This is a genomic window from Providencia sp. NPDC089933 (assembly GCF_049545585.1).
GTDB classification, from domain to species: Bacteria; Pseudomonadota; Gammaproteobacteria; order Enterobacterales; family Enterobacteriaceae; genus Providencia; species Providencia huashanensis.
In genome coordinates, this window is sequence record NZ_JBMWDT010000001.1 from 670,244 (window position 1) to 690,248 (window position 20,005).

Here is a 20,005-nt window from a genome sequence, read left to right on the forward strand (position 1 = left end):
TTTTCTCATTTAATGGAAAAGGGATGGTATGAAAATAAATAAGCGAAAAGTATCGTTGTATCTCATTTTAATAATCATTATTGCCGTGGGCGGCTATTATTACTGGAGTGTGAACTCTGGGGGGCTACCTGCGGGCTTTGCGCAGAGTAACGGCCGTATTGAAGCAACTGAGATTGATATTGCGACTAAAACAGCAGGTAGAATTGAAACAATCAACGTAAAAGAAGGGGCTTTTGTTAAAGCAGGTCAAGAGCTCGCACGGATGGATACTCGTGCTCTTCAAGAGCAACTGCATGAAGTACAAGCACAATTGCGTCAAGCGATTAGTGCCGTCACTACGGCTGAATCTGCCTTAGCACAACGTAAGAGCGAAAAATTAGCCGCTCAAGCAGTCGTTCGCCAACGTGAAGCTGAGTTGAATGCCGCACAAAAACGGCTTAATCGTTCTAGAGCATTAGTCAGAACAAACGCCGTTTCACAGCAGCAAGTTGATGATGATACCGCGCAGATGCAAGGGGCTAGAGCCGCTTTAGAAGCTTCTAAAGCACAAGTTGCCGCATCGACTTCTGCCATTGATTCTGCTTCTGCAGGGATTGTACAAGCTAAAAACCGTGTTGAAGCTGCGACGGCTACAGAGCGCAGGATTTTAGCAGATTTAGACGATAGTATTTTAAAAGCCCCAAGAAATGGACGCGTTCAATACCGTGTAGCTGAGCCAGGAGAGGTACTTGGAGCCGGTGGGCGGGTCTTAAATATGGTTGATTTAAGCGATGTTTATATGACATTTTTCTTGCCGACAGAAGATGCAGGGAAAGTTGCGATAGGTAGCGATGTCCATATTATCCTTGATGCTGCGCCTAATATTGTTATTCCGGCAAAAACAACCTTTGTTGCCAGTGTGGCTCAATTCACCCCAAAAACGGTGGAAACCCAAAATGAACGCTTAAAGCTAATGTTCCGGGTTAGGGCGCGCATATCACCTGAATTATTAGAGCAACACCTTGAATACGTCAAAACGGGGTTACCAGGAAAGGCTTATGTGCGTTTAGACCCAAATGAACCTTGGCCTGCTGAACTTGAGGTGAGATTACCGCAATGACCAACAAATTGATGGATGATGTGATAATCGATTTACAGCATGTCAGCCAGCATTATGGTGAAAATTGTGCGTTGGATGACATTGTTCTTTCTATCCCTGCGAGGAAAATGGTTGGGCTAATAGGGCCTGATGGAGTGGGTAAATCGAGTCTAATTTCACTAATTGCAGGGGCTAGGGCGATTCAGCAAGGCCACGTAAGGGTACTTGATGGGGATATGAACAGCGCTTTGCATCGCAGGGCAGTATGCCCACGAATTGCTTACATGCCGCAAGGGCTAGGAAAGAACCTGTACCACACACTATCCGTATATGAGAATGTGGATTTTTTTGGCCGGTTGTTTGGTCAATCAAAAGCTGAACGTGAGTACCGGATTCAAGACTTACTTGAAAGCACAGGGCTCGCTCCGTTTAAAGACCGACCCGCTGGTAAGCTATCGGGAGGGATGAAACAAAAATTAGGCCTATGTTGTGCGTTGATTCATGACCCGGATTTACTTATTTTAGATGAACCGACGACAGGGGTAGACCCATTATCTCGTGCGCAGTTCTGGGACCTGATTGACCGAATTCGTTTACGTCAAACAAACATGAGCGTATTAGTGGCAACCGCGTATATGGAAGAAGCGGAACGGTTCGATTGGTTGGTTGCGATGGACGACGGTAAAGTTTTAGCCACCGGTCACGCATCGGAGCTAAAAAAACAAACCCATTGTGATGATCTTGAAGCTGCGTTTATTCAATTGTTACCTGAAGAAAAACGCAGTGGCCACAAAAAAGTCATTATTCCCCCGCGTGATAAATCAAAAGATGATGTGATTGCGATTGAAGCGCAAGGCTTGACGATGCGCTTTGGTAATTTTGTGGCGGTTGACCATGTGAACTTAAAAATCCCTAAAGGGGAGATATTTGGTTTTTTAGGTTCTAACGGTTGTGGTAAATCGACCACCATGAAAATGCTAACCGGGCTATTACAAGCGAGTGAAGGACAAGCTTGGTTATTTGGGCAAGAAATTGACCCTAAAGATATTGAAACGCGTAAGCGTGTGGGCTATATGTCACAAGCCTTCTCCCTGTATAGCGAACTGAGTGTAGAGCAAAACCTTGAACTGCATGCGAAACTCTTTCATATTCCAGAAGATAACATTGCACAGCGTATTAATGACATGTGCCAACGCTTTGAGTTGGAAGATGTTAGAGAAACCATGCCAGATGATTTACCTCTAGGCATCCGCCAGCGCTTATCGTTGGCCGTTGCGGTGATCCATGAACCAGAGATGTTAATCCTAGATGAGCCTACCTCAGGGGTCGATCCTGTCGCGAGGGATATGTTCTGGAATTTGATGGTAGACCTATCAAGACGTGACGGTGTCACAATTTTTATTTCGACCCACTTTATGAATGAAGCTGAGCGTTGTGACCGAATTTCGTTGATGCATGCAGGGAAAGTACTGGATTGTGATACGCCAGTTAATTTAACCAAAAAAAGAGGTTTAGGCACTCTTGAAGAAACCTTTATCGCCTATTTGCAAGATGCTGTAGGGGAAGCGGGAGCTGAGCAAGAAACAGCCCCTGAATTCCATGTTGACCCTGCATTAAAAGAGCAAGCAACAGATGCACTTAAAAAGCGTTTTAGCTTACGTCGGTTATTCAGCTATTCCATTCGTGAAGGCATGGAGCTTCGCCGCGACCCGGTTCGTTCAACATTAGCGTTACTTGGAACAGTGATCCTAATGTTTATTATGGGTTATGGGATTAGCATGGACGTCGAAAACTTACGCTTTTCAGTACTAGATCGTGACCAAACGGGGTTAAGTCAAGGATATACTCTAAACCTCGCAGGTTCTCGTTATTTTATCGAGCAGCCGCCTATCAAAGATTATGATGATTTAGAGGCTGGAATGCGTAGCGGTAAGATTACCGTTGCTATAGAAATTCCACCTAATTTTGCGAGGGATGTTGCTCGAGGAAATAATGTCAAAATTGGGGTATGGATTGATGGCGCAATGCCAAACCGAGCAGAAACGGTACGTGGCTACGTGCAAGCTATGCACCTTGCTTGGCTAAGTACAATGGCTGCTCGTCAACCTGTCGGGGTTGCAGGGATGCCGGCTATCGATATCGAAACTCGCTATCGTTATAACCCTGATGTTCGCAGCTTACCCGCTATTGTACCTGCGGTTATCCCATTGTTATTAATGATGATCCCAGCCATGTTAAGTGCTCTTAGTGTGGTACGCGAAAAAGAATTAGGTTCGATAATCAATCTTTATGTCACCCCGATCACCAAATTAGAGTTTTTGCTTGGTAAACAATTGCCTTATATTTTATTAGGCATGTTTAACTTTTTATTACTGTGCATTTTATCGGTATATATATTTGGTGTGGAATTTAAGGGGAGCTTCCTAACGTTGACGTTAGCGGCTTTCTTGTATGTCAGTATTGCAACGGGGATTGGTTTACTCATTTCTTGTTTTATGAAAAGCCAAATCGCTGCTATTTTTGGTACATCAATCATTACTTTAATTCCTGCGACTCAATTTTCAGGAATGATTGACCCCGTATCTTCATTAGAAGGAATAGGTCGGTGGGTTGGTATGGTCTACCCGACATCACATTTCTTAACCATCACTCGGGGGACATTCTCTAAGGGGCTGAATTTATTTGATTTACAGGCATCATTTATCCCGCTACTTATCACGGTACCGCTTGTTATTGGCTTAAGCGTATTGTTTTTGAAAAAGCAGGAGGTTTAGTATGATGCGTAAAATACAAAATATCATCAACCTAGGGGTTAAAGAGTTACGCAGCTTAGGCCGAGATAAAGCGATGCTTGCATTGATCGTCTTTGCGTTTACCGTTTCGATTTATTCATCGGCAACGGTTACGCCGGGTTCGTTACATAACGCGCCTATTGCGATAGCCGATCAAGACCGCTCACAGTTATCGAATCGGATCATCAACAGCTTTTATGCCCCGTATTTTTTACCCCCGGCAGATATTACACCTGACCAAATTGACGGTTTATTAAATAGAGGTTCATACACCTTCGCACTCGATATTCCGCCTAATTTTCAAAAAGATGTTCTTGCAGGGCGACAACCTGAAATCCAAGTTAATATTGATGCAACACGGATGAGCCAAGCTTTTTTAGGAAATAGCTATATCCAAAATATTACATTAGGAGAGGTCAACGAGTTTTTAGCAAAGTATCGAAGTAATGCAAGCTTGCCAGTAGACTTAGAAGTGAGGATGCGTTTTAACCCTAATTTGACGCAATCGTGGTTCGGTTCCGTAATGGCGATTATTAACAATATCACGATGTTGTCTATTGTCTTGACTGGGGCTGCGTTAATCCGTGAACGGGAGCATGGCACAGTAGAGCACTTGATGGTGATGCCGTTGACGCCATTTGAAATCATGATGTCGAAAATATGGTCCATGGGGCTGGTGGTACTGATTGCATCGGGTGTTTCATTGTTGCTGGTGGTTAAAACCTTGCTGCAAGTCCCTATTGAGGGGTCTATATTGCTCTTTATGGGAGGGGTTGCGCTGAGTTTATTTGCGACGACGTCAATCGGGATTTTTATGGGAACTATCGCAAGGTCCATGCCTCAGTTCGGTCTATTGATGATTTTAGTTTTATTACCTTTAAATATGCTTTCTGGGGGAATGACGGCACGTGAGAGTATGCCTCAATTAGTGCAAGATATTATGCAAACTATGCCAACAACTCACTTTGTTAGCCTTGCGCAAGCTATTTTGTATCGTGGTGCAGGTTTCCAAATAGTTTGGCCGCAATTTGTTATTTTAATCGTCATTGGGAGTGTTTTCTTTACACTTGCATTGTTCCGCTTCCGCAAAACTATTGCCACGATGGCATAATCATAGAAAAAATACCTTCCTAACAACAAAACGCTTGCTGAAGAGTTCAGTAAGCGTTTTAATGTCGCACCTATTAATTATATGACAATGATTAGGTTATACCTATCAAATCGATAGTGGGTACTGATTGGATTTAATTGCTGTAAAACAGTAACTTAATAGGCAACCAAACAGGAGAACATCATATGTCATTAATTAATACTCAAATCAAACCTTTTACTAACCAAGCATTCAAAGACGGTCAATTTATCGAAGTTTCTGAAAAAGACGTTGAAGGTAAATGGAGTGTTTTCTTCTTCTATCCAGCTGACTTTACTTTCGTTTGCCCAACGGAATTAGGCGATATTGCTGACCATTACGAAGAATTCCAAAAATTAGGTGTTGAGATTTTCTCTGTATCTACTGATACCCACTTTACACATAAAGCATGGCATGCAAGCTCAGACACTATTGGCAAAATTAAATATGCCATGATCGGTGACCCAACTGGCGCATTAACTCGTAACTTTGAAAATATGCGTGAGAATGAAGGTCTAGCAGACCGTGGTACGTTTGTTGTTGACCCACAAGGTATCATTCAAGCAATTGAAATCACTGCTGAAGGTATTGGCCGTGATGCTTCAGATTTACTGCGTAAAGTTAAAGCTGCGCAATACGTAGCTAGCCATCCAGGTGAAGTTTGCCCAGCGAAATGGAAAGAAGGTGATGCGACACTGTCTCCGTCTTTAGACTTAGTTGGCAAAATCTAATTAGTTTCTAGATTAATAAAAAAACTATTCAAGTTGCAGGTGTTTAGGCCTGCAACTTGAAGCATGGACGGGTATATGTACCCGATTTTATGATTAAAATTAAAGGGGATTACATGCTCGACAATAATTTACAGGCACAATTAAAAGCCTACTTAGAACGTTTAACTAAACCCGTTGAATTAGTTGCTAATATAGATGACAGCCAAAAATCAAATGAAATCAAACAGCTGTTAGAACAAATCGCATCACTATCAGATAAAGTCAGTGTGCGTGAAGAACGCAACGACGCGATAAGAACACCTTCTTTTTTAATTACTAACCCAGGAATAGATAGTGGCTTGCGTTTTGCAGGTTCGCCACTGGGACATGAATTTACCTCTCTTGTGCTGGCATTATTGCAAATTGGTGGTCATCCATCGAAAGAAGCACAAGAGTTATTGGAACAAGTTAAAGGCCTAGAAGGTGAGTTTCATTTTGAGACTTATTACTCGTTATCATGCCATAACTGCCCTGATGTTGTTCAAGCACTGAATTTAATGGCTGTATTGAACCCCAATGTTAGCCATACCGCGATTGACGGTGCGCTTTTTCAAAACGAAATTGACGAGCGTAATGTAATGGGCGTTCCTGCGGTTTTCCTTAATGGAAAAGAGTTTGGCCAAGGGCGTATGACATTAAGTGAGATTGTTAGCAAGGTTGATACCAACTCGGATGCACGCGCAGCAAAATCACTGACAGAACGTAAGCCATTTGAAGTACTGGTAATTGGCAGTGGCCCTGCGGGTGCTTCAGCTGCAATTTATACTGCTCGTAAAGGGATCCGTACTGGGGTGATCGGTGAGCGTTTTGGCGGCCAAGTAATGGATACCGTTGATATTGAAAATTATATTTCAGTGATTAAAACCGAAGGGGCAATTTTTGCGGGCGCGTTAAAAAATCATGTCGATAGTTATGATGTTGATGTCATTGATGGTCAATCGGTAGCGAAATTGATACCCGCAGCAGAGGAAGGTGGTTTACACCAAATTGAGACAGCATCAGGTGGTATCTTAAAATCACGCAGCATCATTATTTCTACGGGGGCTCGCTGGAGAAACATGGGCGTTCCTGGGGAACAAGAGTACCGCACTAAAGGCGTTACATTCTGCCCACATTGCGATGGTCCATTGTTTAAAGGTAAACGTGTAGCGGTAATTGGTGGTGGTAATTCAGGAATTGAAGCGGCTATCGATTTAGCGGGAGTCGTTGACCATGTTACTGTGCTTGAATTTGCACCAGAACTGAAAGCGGATTCTGTGTTACAAGAAAAAGTCCGCAGTTTAAGTAATGTCGATATTATTTTGAATGCACAAACCTTAGAGGTTAAAGGTGATGGTAGCAAAATGACGGGTCTTGAGTATAAAGACCGTACAGATGATAGCGTTCATTTACTTGAGGTTGCAGGGGCATTCGTACAAATCGGTTTATTACCCAACACCAATTGGTTGGGAGATACCATCGCAAGAAACCGTATGGGTGAAATTGAAATCGACGCACGTAACGAAACGAGTGTTAAAGGTATTTTTGCCGCGGGGGACTGTACAACAGTACCTTATAAGCAAATTATTATTTCAGCCGGAGAAGGGGCAAAAGCCGCACTTAGCGCATTTGATTACCTAATCCGCACAAGTACCAGAACCGCTGAATAGGTATAATTTACTTTATATTCAGTGAGTTGTAGTCAAAAGGCACTCGGGGGCGAGTGCCTTTTTTTTTGTGCATAATCTGTACAAAAAAGGCTCAAAAGTGCCTAAAAGTGTTCAAGTGTGGACATCAACCATTGACTAAATCCATTTAAATCAATTAGTTAACTCAATTTACATTTGCTTAACAAATGAGGTATTTTCAACAAAAGATAGAGTTTCGAACAACAGCACCGAGAAAATTATTGATGATGATATTCTATAGCTTCATCACACACATCGAAGTTTTCGTCATTTCAGTAGTAGATTACACCAGAGAATTGTGACCCATCATCATTATCATCACGTAGAGGTAGATAAATCTTCAAAGGCGAGCGTTCTACTAAAGGTGTCGTGATGGTTAAAATTACAAAGAGGTATGGCAAAATTTGATATTACCTCGCTGGAAAAGGGGGTATCTTCCGACATTATAAAGTTTCTTATCAAAATAAATTTTATAAATGTGGAGCAGTTCTTAGATGTTAATTATCAACAAAATCAAAAGCTAATCATTTTCTGGATACCACGATTAACACTTTATATTCCAGTCTTTATATGCTGATCTTTTGATCATGAAGATAACTCATGTTCCAAATGAAATTAAGTCGCTTTAACTCATTCATCGGCTCTGGCATAAATTAGGTTATTCAAATCATTAACTTATTGACAACATGAATATTGATAAATGGAAACGTGATTTTAAAAGCGAGGCTCCGTTTCCATCTTGGCGCTTAGGATGCAACAAACACGATGAATAAAGATTTTACCTTTAAGATTAAAAGCAGTGTTTTCGACGAGAATTATAACCCTTCGGAAAATACTCGCATTACGACCAACTTTGCTAATTTAGCGAGAGGGGAAAACCGTCAAGAAAATTTACGTAACACGCTGGTGATGATGAATAATCGTTTTAATACACTAGCGTATTGGGATAACCCAAAAAGTGACCGTTATTCAATCGAAATTGAAATTATTTCGGTAGAGATGAGCGTTGAAAAAAGTGCCAATACTTTTCCTGTTATTGAAATACTAAGAACTAATATTATCGATAAAAAAACGGGTAAAAAGATAGAAGGACTTGTCGGAAATAACTTTTCGTCTTATGTCCGTGACTATGATTTCAGTGTTCTATTGCTAGACCATAATAAAAACCAAACAAACTTTAGCCTTCCCGAAAATTTTGGTGATTTGCATGGGAACATCTTTAAATATTTTGTAAATTCAAATGAGTATAAAGCGCGTTTTAACAAGGCGCCAGTGATATGTTTAAGTGTATCAAATAAAGACATTTACCACCGTACAGGAAATCAACACCCGGTATTAGGGATAGAATATCAGCAAAATGGTAGCTCATTAACGGATAAATATTTTAAAAAAATGGGATTACAGGTTCGCTATTTCATGCCGAAAAATAGTGTTGCACCGTTGGCCTTTTATTTTACGGGGGATTTGCTGAATGATTACAGCAATATTGAGTTGATTGGCACAATCAGCACGATGGAAACATTCCAGAAAATTTATCGCCCTGAAATTTATAATGCGAACTCTGTCGCAGGACAATGCTATCAACCGAGTTTGACGAACCAAGATTATTCATTAACAAAAATTGTTTATGACCGCGAAGAACGTAGCCGACTGGCTATTGAGCAGGGGAAATATACCGAAGAACACTTTATTGAACCTTACAAACATATTCTAGAGAAATGGTCTGCTAACTGCGTGCTTTGATTAATTTAAAAATTTAAGGTCAATTATTATGAAAATATTATTACCAACATCCACTGCAGGTAGCTTACCGAAACCTTCATGGCTTGCTGAACCGGAGAAACTTTGGTCTCCTTGGAAATTACAGAATGATGAATTAATTGAGGGAAAACAAGACGCGCTTCGTTTATCTTTGGACGATCAGCTACGGGCAGGGATTGATATTGTTAGCGATGGTGAGCAAACACGCCAGCATTTTGTGACGACATTTATTGAACACCTTAGCGGCGTTGATTTTGAGAAACGTCAGGTGGTTAAAATTCGTGACCGTTATGAGGCAAGTGTTCCTACCGTTGTTGGTGCCGTTGCGCGCCAAAAACCTGTCTTTGTGGAAGATGCCAAATTTTTACGTCAGTTAACTAACCAACCGATTAAATGGGCTCTGCCAGGCCCGATGACGATGATCGACACGCTGTACGATAACCACTATAAAAGTCGTGAAAAACTGGCTTGGGAATTTGCTAAAATCCTCAATCAAGAAGCAAAAGAGCTTGAGGCGGCAGGGGTTGATATTATCCAGTTTGATGAACCCGCTTTTAATGTTTTCTTTGATGAAGTTAATGATTGGGGAATAGCGGCATTAGAAAGAGCTATTGAAGGGCTAAAATGTGAAACTGCTGTTCATATCTGTTATGGCTATGGCATTAAAGCCAACACAGATTGGAAAAAATCGTTGGGAACAGAGTGGCGGCAGTATGAAGAAGCATTTCCTAAACTGCAAACTTCGAATATCGACATCATTTCTTTAGAGTGTCATAACTCACGTGTTCCTATGGATTTGATCGAACTGATCCGTGGTAAAAAAGTGATGGTAGGGGCCATTGATGTGGCAACAAATACGATAGAAACCCCTGAAGAGGTTGCGAACACATTACGTAAAGCCCTTGAGTTTGTTGATGCAGATAAACTTTACCCTTCGACAAACTGTGGTATGGCTCCATTATCTCGTCAAGTGGCTAGCGGTAAACTCAATGCGTTAAGTGCCGGAGCAGAAATCATCCGTAGAGAGCTTTCAACGAAGTAGTTGCGCTAAATCCCCTAGTTTTGTAATAGGTTTATTTCTTATCATCACATGTTAAAGAAGCTTCTTACCTATAAGAAGCTTCTTTAATACAATTAGAGTTAAATGACATTTCTTCCCTATCACGGTTGGATGACTAATTAAATGTTAACCTATTAATAAAGGGTTAATGACGTTTTGGTTATCGTCGATTCATCCGTAAAAAACACCATATATAGCCACTAATTAATATCCCTTTAAATAGTTAAAGTAGGAAATTATTTTTGATTTAAATCACATTAACTAAATATTATTCATACATTAACAAATCAAAAGCGCTATTGTTAAATTAATGGGAATGCATTGTTAATCTTTTGGGTGGTGGATCGGAAATGAATACAGAAAAATATGACTATATTATTGTCGGTGCGGGCTCTGCGGGATGTGTTCTTGCTGCTCGATTGATTCAGAACATTCAAGCTAGGGTATTACTTCTCGAAGCTGGAGGAAGTGATAACCACATGTTTATTCGTATGCCAGCAGGCGTGGCTAAAATTATTGCACAAAAAAGCTGGCCTTACGAAACCGAACCGGAAGCTCATGCGAACAACCGTAAAATGCAGATTGCTCAAGGGAAAGTTCTTGGGGGAAGTAGCTCTGTAAATGGCATGATTTATATCCGCGGTCAAAAACAAGATTACGATAATTGGGCTCAAAATTATGGTTGCGAAGGTTGGGGTTACGATGATGTGCTCCCGTGGTTTAAAAAAGCGGAACGTAACGAAAGCCTGACAGGTGAGTATCATGGAACCGAAGGGCCTCTCCCTGTGAGTGAGAACAGGTACCGGCACCCACTATCGATGGCATTTATTCGTGCGTCACAAGAACACGGATTACCTTATGTTAATGACCTCAATGGGGGAAGCCAGCAGGGTACTGGTTTTTACCAAACTACAACCCACAATGGTGAAAGAGCAAGCACTTCAAAAACATATTTAAAATCGGTGGAAAATAGCGAAAAACTCACGCTAAAACTGAATGCACAAGTTAACCGCATTATTATCCGTAATGGCTGTGCTGTTGGTGTTGCTTATCAAGGGAAAAGTGGACATGAAATAGAAGCGTTTGCAACAAATGAAGTTCTTATTTGTTCAGGCGCGATGGGGTCAGCAAAACTATTGATGTTGTCAGGCATTGGGCCAGAAGAACATCTTTCCAGTCTGGGTATTGATACCGTTGCAAATCTGCCTGTTGGCAAAAATTTTCATGACCATTTGCATATGTCAATTAACGTGACAACCAAACAACCAATTAGCTTATTTGGTGCGGACCAAGGGCTAAATGCGATTAAACATGGACTGGAATGGATGGTCTTTCGTAGTGGGCTATTAGCCTCTAATGTATTAGAAGGTGCTGCGTTTAAAGACAGTTGTAACCAAGGGCGCCCTGATGTACAAATCCATTTTCTTCCTATATTGGATAGCTGGGATGATGTTCCTGGTGAGCCATTACCAGCGACTCACGGTTTTACATTGAAAGTGGGGTATCTTCAACCCAAATCCCGTGGTGAAGTTTTATTGCGTAGTCGTGACCCTCTCGCCCCGTTAAAAATTCATGCAAATTATCTTGCTTCGCCTGAAGATATGGAAGGTTGCAAACGAGCAGTTAAATTTGGTTTAGAAGTGCTCAATTCACCGTCATTGCAAGCGGTAAGCAAAGATATTTTGATGCCTCCTGCGGCGGTATATGATGATGAACGGCAGTTAGAAGAGTTTGTCCGTAATTTTTGTAAAACGGTTTATCACCCCGTGGGAACTTGCCGCATGGGAACAGAAACAACAAATTCGGTAACAGATTTACGTTTAAGGGTTCATGGTATTAAGAATTTACGGGTGGTGGATTGCTCTGTCATACCAGAGATCCCAAGTGGTAATACGAATGCGCCAACGATAATGATTGCAGAGCGTGCAGCAGCAATGATTATTGAGGATAGAAAATAAATTTTATTATTGTTATGTCTGCTGAGGGTAGTCTCAGCAGCTGACTTTTGGGGGGTATCAAAAAACACCTGAGCTACACAAGACATAGGTAACTGGTGTTTAATGTGGTTCTATATGTCAGGCACGTTGATCAGTTGATTAAAATTCTACTTTTTGCATTTCTCCTTTTGTTCCCAGATAGGGTATATTAAAGAAATCATCGTAAAGTTGTTTTTTATTATAGGTAACATTGGCAATGGCAGTGATCCCAAAAAACTATGCGCGCTTGGAAAGCGGCTACCGTGAGAAAGCACTTAAAATTTACCCGTGGATATGTGGGCGATGTACTCGGGAGTTTGTGTATTCAAATTTACGCGAATTAACGGTTCATCATATCGACCATGACCACACCAATAACCCAGAAGATGGTAGCAATTGGGAATTATTGTGTCTGTTTTGTCATGATCATGAACACTCCAAGTATACGGAAGCTGACCAGTACGGTACACGCGTGGTCGCAGGGGAGGATGCGCAAGATGATGTTGAAGCCGCAACTTACAATCCCTTTGCAGATTTAAAATCAATGTTAAATAAAAAGAAATAATTTTAGTCGTAAAACTGCGCTTATAGTTAATCAATGATAGCAAATACATTTATCTGAGTGTATTTACTATCGTTAATGCCTCACTAAATACCCATTTTTTAATTCCCTGATCCGCACGATATGTTCATATGATTGTTTGACAAAGGGGATTACTCAGGCTTATATTTAATTCATTCAAATGAATTAAATATAAAGAGAGATGATGATGAATACAATAACTGTTCCAAGCCCCTTTTCTTTTGAAGAACGTGATAGAAGGTGGGGGATAGCAAGGAAAATCATGCAGTTAAATGACCTAGAAGTCTTAATGATTTATGGGGATAGGGAGTCAGCTGCGCCAGCACCTTTTTGTATTGACCACTACTTTACTAATGACCGCTTAGGTTCCGTCGTGATTTTTCATCAAGATAAAGCACCGCTGGTGGTGACATTTGCGCCAATGATGGTGGCTGACCATATACAAGCGCAGATGCGGGGCGATGTACAATGGATCTCGCCAGAGCAGATTATTGTGGGTAAAACAGGGCGAAATATTGCACAAATATTTGTTGATTTAGGGGTATCAGCCAATGCGAATATCGGTGTGGTGGGTTTGGAACCTTATCCCCCATTTTATTTTGATGGGGCGATGCCTTATAACACGTTAACAGGTATCAAAGAACGCTTACCTCAACTTAATTTTGTGCCTGTGTATAAACATTTTTTCCAGTTAGCTTCAGTGAAAAGTGCCGAAGAATTAGAGCATGTAAGATATGCTGCGATGATTGGTGAAGCAATGAGTGAATCAATGCGCGCAACTGCGTTGGTCGGTCACTCAGAAGCCGATATTGCCGCAGCAGTGACAGCCAAGTGTTTGTCCATGGGCGGGTTTACTGCCGAAATTTTAATGGGTTCTGGCCCTGAGTATATTGGTTGGGGGCAACCTGCTTGGCAATATCGTTCACAGCCACCGCGTAAAATTGAGCAAGGTGATATTGTCTTGAGTGAAATATTTGCACTGTATGGGATGTATGAAACACAACACCAAGCCGCAGTCGCTGTAGGGAAAATTCACCCTAACCTCGAAAAGGCTGCGGCTGTCGCACGGGAATGCTATGAAATAGGCGTTGAAAATCTGAAAGAAGGTGTCACTTTTGGGGAAGTGGTCGATAAAATGGAACAGCCTCTTTTAAAATCAAAAGGATGGCATGTTCACCCGTTGATCCACAGTATTAACCCATATGGGCCAATTGGTTTTGGTACTGCGCCGGGTATCGAGTCTTTACCTATTGCACAAAAGTATCGCCAATTAGAGCGTTTACCGAACCCTGGTCGTGAGCTGGTGTTAAAAGCAGGTATGACATTTGCCTTTGAACCTAATTGCGCATTTGGTTACCATTTATGTAATTTGGGCGGAACTGTCGTCGTTGGTCAAAGTCAGGGTATTGAACTGAATCATAATTCAACTTATCTTATGCGGGCAGATAATTAATAGATGGAATAACAGCGGGATATGACTGAAACCAATAAAAATACACTTTCTTCTGAGTCAACCAAAGAAAAGTTAATCAATGAAGGGATTAAACAGTTTGCTCTTCATGGTATTAATGGTGTAAGGACGCGACAACTAGCTGAAAATGCAGGAGTTAACCAGTCTGCAATTCCGTATCATATGGGCGGGAAATTGGGCGTTTATACCGCTGTTATCCAAAAAATAGCCGCTGATTTATCCCAAGCGAGTAATATTCAGCTATTTGATGATCAGATGGCAAAGATAAAAACACAGTCTGTTGTGGAAAATGAGCAAATAAATCAATTGGCATGTTTATTGATTAAAGGATTGGGTAATGCATTACTATTACCTGAACATGAATATTACTCAGTATTGATCCTTCGGGAGCAGTTAGAACCGACAGAAAATTATGATGTTATTTATCGTGATTTTATTGAGCCTTTTCATATTAGGTTATCTAGCCTCGTTCAATTGGCTCATTCGGTTGATGAGCAAACTGCAATTATTCGCGCCCATACATTAATCGGTCAAGTATTAGGCTTTGTTGTTGCACGCAAGCCATTACTCAAGCGATTAGAGCGCGAACAAATAGATGATGCGTTGTTAGCACAAATTATGCAGCAAATTTGTTTAATGACGAGCAACGCATTTCTTATCTCTATACAAAACTAATATGGCGAATATAGCTTTCCACATGGTGTTTTAATGGATATCTTGATGGCTACGGTACACTAGTGATAATTCAGGGTGATGCCATAAACTCGCTGGAGTAACGGTTGTACGTTCCCAAGGGATGTGTCCAATAAACCATAATTTCCAAAAGTTTAATTTGGCGTTTGGGTTTTTGGTTAATAAAGCTTCAAAGGTTTCAATTTCGCCAATTTGGATAGATAGCGCTGATTGGTATATATCAAACACGAATTTTGAACAAAATTGCCTAGAAGAATCATAATTAAACCCCGTATGGTAAAATTTATTTAAACGTGGTGGTACTTGTGCGACTAACGCTTTTTTCTGTTCTTGGGTCAATGACTGTCTGAGTCGCCGTACACTATAGCGCTTATCAGATGACCGAGAAATAAAACGGGATAAGGTAGTTGTGGTTGATAGTGGAACACGGCTTTCAGCGATTAAATAGTCATCTCCATCATGGCCTACAATCATGCCGACATGGTTGCTCCAGCATTGTGAAGCAGAGGCTATCTGGCGAAACAACTCTGTTCCGATACTGGTAAATACAATATCACCAACTTCGAATTTATGGGGATAATTTATTGTCGTCATCAATTTACCTCAATGAAATATAATGTCATTAAGGTACATTTATAATGGTTTGTAGAAATCAAGCTATCAGATAAAAGCTTAAAATAACCATTGTTTAGGTTGGGTATAGGTTCGTTAGTTTTTCGCTGAGCCGTTTTACACTACTTATGATGTCATTTTCATTATGAGCGGCATATCCAAAGAGAATCGCATTGTGGTTGCGGCTTTCAATACAATAACGAGATAACGGTTGTGCACCAAAGCCTAATTGCTGGCATTGTTCAAGGATTATCCGAATATCGTAACCTGCTTTGACCCAGCAAACAGTGTGAATACCAGAGTCTGTCATTTGTACGTCAAATAAATGGGGCAAGTATAAGTTGATTGCGCTGAGGAATGCGTTTTGCCTGTCATGACATATTTTGCGTATTTTCCTAACATGACGTGCATAATGCCCCTCTTGAATAAACTGAGCTAAGGCCGCTTGCTCTAGGTAGCCACAATGACTATCACTGTAATATTTCATCATTGTAAAAGGTTCGCTCAGTATTTCTGGGACAACTAAAAAGCCTAAACGGAATCCGGGATACATCATTTTAGAGAATGTGCCTGCATAAATTACACGTTGGTGATTATCCAGTCCTTGTAATGCTTGAATTGGTTTAGATGAAAAACGAAACTCACTGTTATAGTCATCTTCGAAAATCCATGCATTATTTTGTTGTGCCCAATCTAGCAATGCCAAGCGCCGAGGTAAACTTAACGTTGTTCCTAGTGGAAATTGGTGTGAGGGCGTGGTGTAAATTAATTTTGCATGGCTATATTGTTTTGCAGCGTAAGTGATATCCATTCCCTCCTGATCTGAAGGAATAGCGGCGATTTTAGCCCCTGTTGCGGTGAGTATTGCCCTTGCACTATCATAACCAGGATCATCTAACCAAACAGTATCACCTTGTTTTAATAGAACTTTGGAAACTAAATTAATGGCTTGCTGGGTACCGTTGACAATAATAATTTGATTTTCATTACAGTGGACTCCCCGCGTTGAGCGAACATAGTCAGCCACCAGTTTTTTTAACGGCATATAACCATCGGGATGGTTAAAATGAGGGATTGCAGACTTAGATTTACGCCAAACACGGCCCAGTAAACGCCCCCAAAGTTCATGTGGAAATTGGTCTACACAGCCAATACCAATATTAAACATTTGGTGTGTGTTTGTATTCGGTCGTGATTTATCCCATAAGCTTTCTAGTGTGCTGATAATAGGGTTCAGATTAAGTGCATTGTATTCAGGGCAATTAATAATTTGAGGCTTACTTGTTGTTCTAACTAATTCGTCTGGGATCTTCGCTGAAACATAAGTGCCAGACCCTTTCTTGGTATACAAATAGCCTTCATCAATTAACCTATCGAATCCTGCAATCACAGAATTTCTAGAAATTGACATCATTTCCGCAAGTGCTCTAGTTGAGGGAAGTTTAATACCTGTATTAATACGCCCATCCAGAATTGCATCACGGATTGTGTGGTAAACATTTTCTTTAATGTAACCCTCTTTAAGTAAAAGAAGGGGAAATGGAGCTTGCTGCTTACGGCGCATAAAGTGGACCCTATTTAAATAACAAAAGTGTATCTTATACAGCACCAGATTGGTATGTACTATAACCCCACTAAGTTATAAATTAATAGATGGAAGGGTTATTATGAATAAAACAGCATTACCAGTCACAGTCGATTTTGTCGCGCCAGAACATTACCCTGAGTGGTTAGTTTATTGGCTAGAATATCAAAAATTCTACAAAGTGGATTTAAAAGAAGAGGTGACGTTAAAAGCGTGGGAGCGCTTCTTTGATGCTAATGAGCCGATGTATTGTGCTGTAGCACTGGAAGAAGGAAAAGTTGTTGGTTTTGTGAATTATTTATATCACCGGTCAACTTGGGCTGAAAATGATTTTTGTTATTTAGAGGATTTATATGTGACACCTGAAATGCGAGGTCGTCATGTTGGGAAACAGTTAATCGAGTTTGTACATCAGCAAGCTAAAGAAAAACAATGTGGTCGTCTTTATTGGCATACGCAAGAAACTAACTTACCCGGTCAAAAATTGTATAACTGGGTGGCAGAAAAGCCCGGCGTGATTGAATACAGAATGGCCTTGTAATAAATAGCCGCCGAATATCCTACATTTCAGTTAATTATTTGCTGACCCGTTGTTTGGCAACAACGGGTTTTTCATCTCAATCAGAGAGCATGCAAAAATAAACTGAGTTAATCAGCTAATTGGGAACGTACTTCCATCAATGCGAAACCCAGTAAATTTAACCCTTTCCACGTTAGAGGATTTTCGATATTTTCACTATCTTCAGCTAACCCAATTCCCCAAACTTTATCAACGGGGCTGGCTTCTACGAGTATTCGCTCATTTGTAGAAAGTAAAAATTGCTTTAGTTCTTCATTTTGTGAAAATTTTGCCATATTAGCGGCAACCACGATCTCAAAACGGTTTTTATCCCAGACATCTTGTTTAAACCCACGGACTTCGCGACCAAAAGCTTTAGCCGCACCTGGATTTGGTGCATGAATAATTTTATTTAGGGTTTCTGTATCACCAAATAAGCGTGCTTTTTCCGCCATCATAAAATGTTCAGCACTTGCAAATCGATGACCATCAACAATAAATGGGGAAGGGTACCATTGGCTAAAACAGCTTTTGGTTATGTGATTTTGTTTTGTTTGGTGGCCCCAGAAAAAAACATATTTATATTTTTTGCCTGAGCGAAATTGATTACAAAGAGTTTTTATATCCATAAGTTAGTCAGCTTTAGCTAAGAATAATATGCTTAGCTTATCTATCACAGGTAACCCTGACTATCGGAATAGCCTGCTTAGTCAATTATAAGCAGGCGTGATGCCTAGAGTACCTTACTTAAAAATTCTGCAGTACGTGGGTTTGTCGGGGAGTTGAAAATTTGTTCAGGGCTACCTTGTTCTTGGATGATGCCTTGATCGATAAAGATAACGCGGTCAGCAACTTCCCGTGCAAACCCCATTTCATGAGTAACGATAACCATCGTCATTCCTTCATTGGCTAAAGTTTTCATGACTGCTAGAACTTCTCCCACTAGCTCAGGGTCAAGCGCTGAGGTGGGTTCATCAAATAATAAAATTGACGGTTGCATGGCTAAGGCGCGAGCTATAGCTACTCGTTGTTGTTGCCCACCAGATAAACTCGCAGGCCATGCATCAATTTTGTCTAATAACCCAACCTTGGCGAGTAGTTGCTCAGCTTGCTTAAGTGCCTGATCCTTTTTTAGTCCTTTGACCAATGTCGGCGCCATCATCAGGTTTTCAAGTACGGTCATATGAGGGAATAAATTAAAACGCTGAAAAACCATACCTATATTTTCACGCATTTTATTTAAATCAGTTTTAGGGTCATGGACGTTAAACCCATTAACTTTTATTTCGCCGCCATCAGGGCGTTCTAATGCATTTAAGCAACGTAAAAAGGTACTTTTCCCTGAGCCTGAAGGCCCAATGATACAAATAACTTCTTGTGGTTGAACTTCACATGAAATGCCTCGTAATACATGGGTATTACCAAATTTTTTTTGTAAATCATTAACGTAAATCACTTCTGCCCAACCTTTTTTCCATATATTGCACAAGCTGAGCAAGTATAAATGTCAGCATCCAATAAATTACTGATATGGTTAAATACGGTTCCCAATAGGTTGCGTAAGCACCGGAAACGGTTCTTGCTGCATAAGCAAGGTCGGCTAAACCGATAGCTGATGCAAGGGATGAATCCTTAACGATTGCAATGGCATTGTTCCCTAATGGCGGAAGGATCCTGCGGAAAGCTTGAGGCAAGATAACTTTTCGCATTGTTTTAGCCCAGCTCATACCAAGCGCTCGAGAGGCTTCCATTTGCCCTTTATCAATGGATTGAATACCGGCTCTGAATATTTCAGAGACGTAAGCTCCTGAGTTTAGCGTAATTGCGATTACACATGATAAAAATGCACCGTAATCAGAGCGTAACATACGCGCAGTATCGATGGACATAATCCCTGATGTGACTAATAAGCCATCACGTGGGTTAATAAAAAGCGGTACTAAGGCAAAATGGACGACCATTATTTGTACAAACAGAGGTGTACCACGAAATGCACTTACATAGAAACGGACAGGCCATTGAACGAAATAGCGTAAAACAGGTTTCCAGATCCCTTGTTCAGCCTTAGCTGTTCTTCCTAAACCTAATGTTAATCCCCAAAGTGAGCCTAAAATAACGCATATGATGGTCGCTTTGATAGTCATCATAGCGCCTTCGGCAAACAAAGGGGCATATTCTTCGATTATTTCCCAACGAAACGCAGACATCTTAATTATCACCCTGATTTATATCGCGAAAAAGCCACCTAACGATGGCTTTAAATTCTACT

17 protein-coding genes are annotated in these 20,005 nt (G+C 40.8%); 12 read left to right on the forward strand and 5 right to left on the reverse strand.

Going from position 1 to position 20,005, the window contains the following annotated elements:
* The first annotated feature begins 28 nt into the window (after window positions 1–28).
* From ACPEH5_RS03350 to ACPEH5_RS03400, 11 genes are all read left to right on the forward strand, one after another.
* The gene (locus ACPEH5_RS03350; RefSeq protein WP_042843835.1) at window positions 29–1,099 is read left to right on the forward strand and encodes an HlyD family secretion protein; all 1,071 of its coding nucleotides are present in this window, start codon (window positions 29–31) and stop codon (window positions 1,097–1,099) included.
* Window positions 1,096–3,852, forward strand: coding sequence for a ribosome-associated ATPase/putative transporter RbbA (gene rbbA, locus ACPEH5_RS03355; RefSeq protein WP_048607162.1), 2,757 nt, complete (start codon window positions 1,096–1,098; stop codon window positions 3,850–3,852). The genes ACPEH5_RS03350 and rbbA overlap by 4 nt, the downstream gene beginning before the upstream one ends.
* A 4-nt stretch (window positions 3,853–3,856) precedes the next feature.
* A complete protein-coding gene (locus tag ACPEH5_RS03360; RefSeq protein WP_162493717.1) occupies window positions 3,857–4,981 on the forward strand; it encodes an ABC transporter permease in 1,125 nt (374 codons plus the stop codon).
* 185 nt (window positions 4,982–5,166) lie between these two features.
* Window positions 5,167–5,730 carry an alkyl hydroperoxide reductase subunit C gene (gene ahpC / locus ACPEH5_RS03365; protein ID WP_042843832.1) on the forward strand — a complete coding sequence of 188 codons (564 nt, stop codon included), beginning with the start codon at window positions 5,167–5,169 and terminating at the stop codon, window positions 5,728–5,730.
* A gap of 113 nt (window positions 5,731–5,843) precedes the next feature.
* Window positions 5,844–7,418, forward strand: a complete 1,575-nt coding sequence (gene ahpF, locus ACPEH5_RS03370) for an alkyl hydroperoxide reductase subunit F (protein WP_042843830.1) — start codon at window positions 5,844–5,846, stop codon at window positions 7,416–7,418.
* Window positions 7,419–8,201: 783 nt separating this feature from the next.
* A complete protein-coding gene (locus ACPEH5_RS03375) occupies window positions 8,202–9,179 on the forward strand; it encodes a DUF1852 domain-containing protein (protein WP_129465897.1) in 978 nt (325 codons plus the stop codon).
* Between the two features lie 28 nt (window positions 9,180–9,207).
* Window positions 9,208–10,239 (forward strand): methionine synthase, encoded by a 1,032-nt coding sequence (locus ACPEH5_RS03380; RefSeq protein WP_042843827.1) that lies wholly within the window; start codon window positions 9,208–9,210, stop codon window positions 10,237–10,239.
* A 368-nt stretch (window positions 10,240–10,607) separates the two neighbouring features.
* Window positions 10,608–12,215 carry a GMC family oxidoreductase gene (locus ACPEH5_RS03385; protein WP_129465898.1) on the forward strand — a complete coding sequence of 536 codons (1,608 nt, stop codon included), beginning with the start codon at window positions 10,608–10,610 and terminating at the stop codon, window positions 12,213–12,215.
* A 235-nt stretch (window positions 12,216–12,450) separates the two neighbouring features.
* Window positions 12,451–12,798 carry an HNH nuclease YajD gene (gene yajD, locus ACPEH5_RS03390; RefSeq protein ID WP_042843825.1) on the forward strand — a complete coding sequence of 116 codons (348 nt, stop codon included), beginning with the start codon at window positions 12,451–12,453 and terminating at the stop codon, window positions 12,796–12,798.
* 205 nt (window positions 12,799–13,003) lie between these two features.
* Window positions 13,004–14,269, forward strand: a complete 1,266-nt coding sequence (locus ACPEH5_RS03395) for a M24 family metallopeptidase (RefSeq protein ID WP_129465899.1) — start codon at window positions 13,004–13,006, stop codon at window positions 14,267–14,269.
* A gap of 21 nt (window positions 14,270–14,290) precedes the next feature.
* The gene (locus ACPEH5_RS03400; protein ID WP_042843824.1) at window positions 14,291–14,962 is read left to right on the forward strand and encodes a CerR family C-terminal domain-containing protein; all 672 of its coding nucleotides are present in this window, start codon (window positions 14,291–14,293) and stop codon (window positions 14,960–14,962) included.
* A 30-nt stretch (window positions 14,963–14,992) separates the two neighbouring features.
* Here the strand turns inward: ACPEH5_RS03400 and ACPEH5_RS03405 are convergent, their stop codons facing one another.
* Both ACPEH5_RS03405 and ACPEH5_RS03410 read right to left on the reverse strand, forming a co-directional pair.
* Window positions 14,993–15,574, reverse strand: coding sequence for a YebB family permuted papain-like enzyme (locus ACPEH5_RS03405; RefSeq protein ID WP_048607169.1), 582 nt, complete (start codon window positions 15,572–15,574; stop codon window positions 14,993–14,995).
* 94 nt (window positions 15,575–15,668) lie between these two features.
* Window positions 15,669–17,156: a PLP-dependent aminotransferase family protein gene (locus ACPEH5_RS03410; RefSeq protein ID WP_042843821.1), complete on the reverse strand. Its 1,488-nt coding sequence runs from the start codon at window positions 17,154–17,156 to the stop codon at window positions 15,669–15,671.
* A gap of 103 nt (window positions 17,157–17,259) precedes the next feature.
* Between ACPEH5_RS03410 and ACPEH5_RS03415 the strand changes: the two genes are divergently transcribed.
* The gene (locus ACPEH5_RS03415; RefSeq protein WP_042843820.1) at window positions 17,260–17,718 is read left to right on the forward strand and encodes a GNAT family N-acetyltransferase; all 459 of its coding nucleotides are present in this window, start codon (window positions 17,260–17,262) and stop codon (window positions 17,716–17,718) included.
* Between the two features lie 107 nt (window positions 17,719–17,825).
* On the opposite strand, the gene ACPEH5_RS03420 is transcribed toward ACPEH5_RS03415, so the two are convergent.
* From ACPEH5_RS03420 to ACPEH5_RS03430, 3 genes are all read right to left on the reverse strand, one after another.
* The gene (locus ACPEH5_RS03420; RefSeq protein WP_042843819.1) at window positions 17,826–18,365 is read right to left on the reverse strand and encodes an NADAR family protein; all 540 of its coding nucleotides are present in this window, start codon (window positions 18,363–18,365) and stop codon (window positions 17,826–17,828) included.
* A gap of 104 nt (window positions 18,366–18,469) precedes the next feature.
* Entirely contained in the window at window positions 18,470–19,192 is a 723-nt protein-coding gene (locus tag ACPEH5_RS03425) for an amino acid ABC transporter ATP-binding protein (RefSeq protein ID WP_042843818.1), read from the reverse strand.
* A complete protein-coding gene (locus ACPEH5_RS03430) occupies window positions 19,179–19,943 on the reverse strand; it encodes an amino acid ABC transporter permease (protein WP_129465901.1) in 765 nt (254 codons plus the stop codon). Before ACPEH5_RS03430 ends, ACPEH5_RS03425 begins: the two co-directional genes overlap by 14 nt.
* Window positions 19,944–20,005 lie beyond the last annotated feature (62 nt).

What these genes read in the sequence shown, in the direction of transcription:
- ACPEH5_RS03350 (WP_042843835.1), top strand. Translation starts at nt 29, where the DNA reads ATGAAAATAAATAAGCGAAAAGTATCGTTGTATCTCATTTTAATAATC.
- rbbA (WP_048607162.1), top strand. Translation starts at nt 1,096, where the DNA reads ATGACCAACAAATTGATGGATGATGTGATAATCGATTTACAGCATGTC.
- ACPEH5_RS03360 (WP_162493717.1), top strand. Translation starts at nt 3,857, where the DNA reads ATGCGTAAAATACAAAATATCATCAACCTAGGGGTTAAAGAGTTACGC.
- ahpC (WP_042843832.1), top strand. Translation starts at nt 5,167, where the DNA reads ATGTCATTAATTAATACTCAAATCAAACCTTTTACTAACCAAGCATTC.
- ahpF (WP_042843830.1), top strand. Translation starts at nt 5,844, where the DNA reads ATGCTCGACAATAATTTACAGGCACAATTAAAAGCCTACTTAGAACGT.
- ACPEH5_RS03375 (WP_129465897.1), top strand. Translation starts at nt 8,202, where the DNA reads ATGAATAAAGATTTTACCTTTAAGATTAAAAGCAGTGTTTTCGACGAG.
- ACPEH5_RS03380 (WP_042843827.1), top strand. Translation starts at nt 9,208, where the DNA reads ATGAAAATATTATTACCAACATCCACTGCAGGTAGCTTACCGAAACCT.
- ACPEH5_RS03385 (WP_129465898.1), top strand. Translation starts at nt 10,608, where the DNA reads ATGAATACAGAAAAATATGACTATATTATTGTCGGTGCGGGCTCTGCG.
- yajD (WP_042843825.1), top strand. Translation starts at nt 12,451, where the DNA reads ATGGCAGTGATCCCAAAAAACTATGCGCGCTTGGAAAGCGGCTACCGT.
- ACPEH5_RS03395 (WP_129465899.1), top strand. Translation starts at nt 13,004, where the DNA reads ATGAATACAATAACTGTTCCAAGCCCCTTTTCTTTTGAAGAACGTGAT.
- ACPEH5_RS03400 (WP_042843824.1), top strand. Translation starts at nt 14,291, where the DNA reads ATGACTGAAACCAATAAAAATACACTTTCTTCTGAGTCAACCAAAGAA.
- ACPEH5_RS03405 (WP_048607169.1), bottom strand. Translation starts at nt 15,574, where the DNA reads ATGACGACAATAAATTATCCCCATAAATTCGAAGTTGGTGATATTGTA.
- ACPEH5_RS03410 (WP_042843821.1), bottom strand. Translation starts at nt 17,156, where the DNA reads ATGCGCCGTAAGCAGCAAGCTCCATTTCCCCTTCTTTTACTTAAAGAG.
- ACPEH5_RS03415 (WP_042843820.1), top strand. Translation starts at nt 17,260, where the DNA reads ATGAATAAAACAGCATTACCAGTCACAGTCGATTTTGTCGCGCCAGAA.
- ACPEH5_RS03420 (WP_042843819.1), bottom strand. Translation starts at nt 18,365, where the DNA reads ATGGATATAAAAACTCTTTGTAATCAATTTCGCTCAGGCAAAAAATAT.
- ACPEH5_RS03430 (WP_129465901.1), bottom strand. Translation starts at nt 19,943, where the DNA reads ATGTCTGCGTTTCGTTGGGAAATAATCGAAGAATATGCCCCTTTGTTT.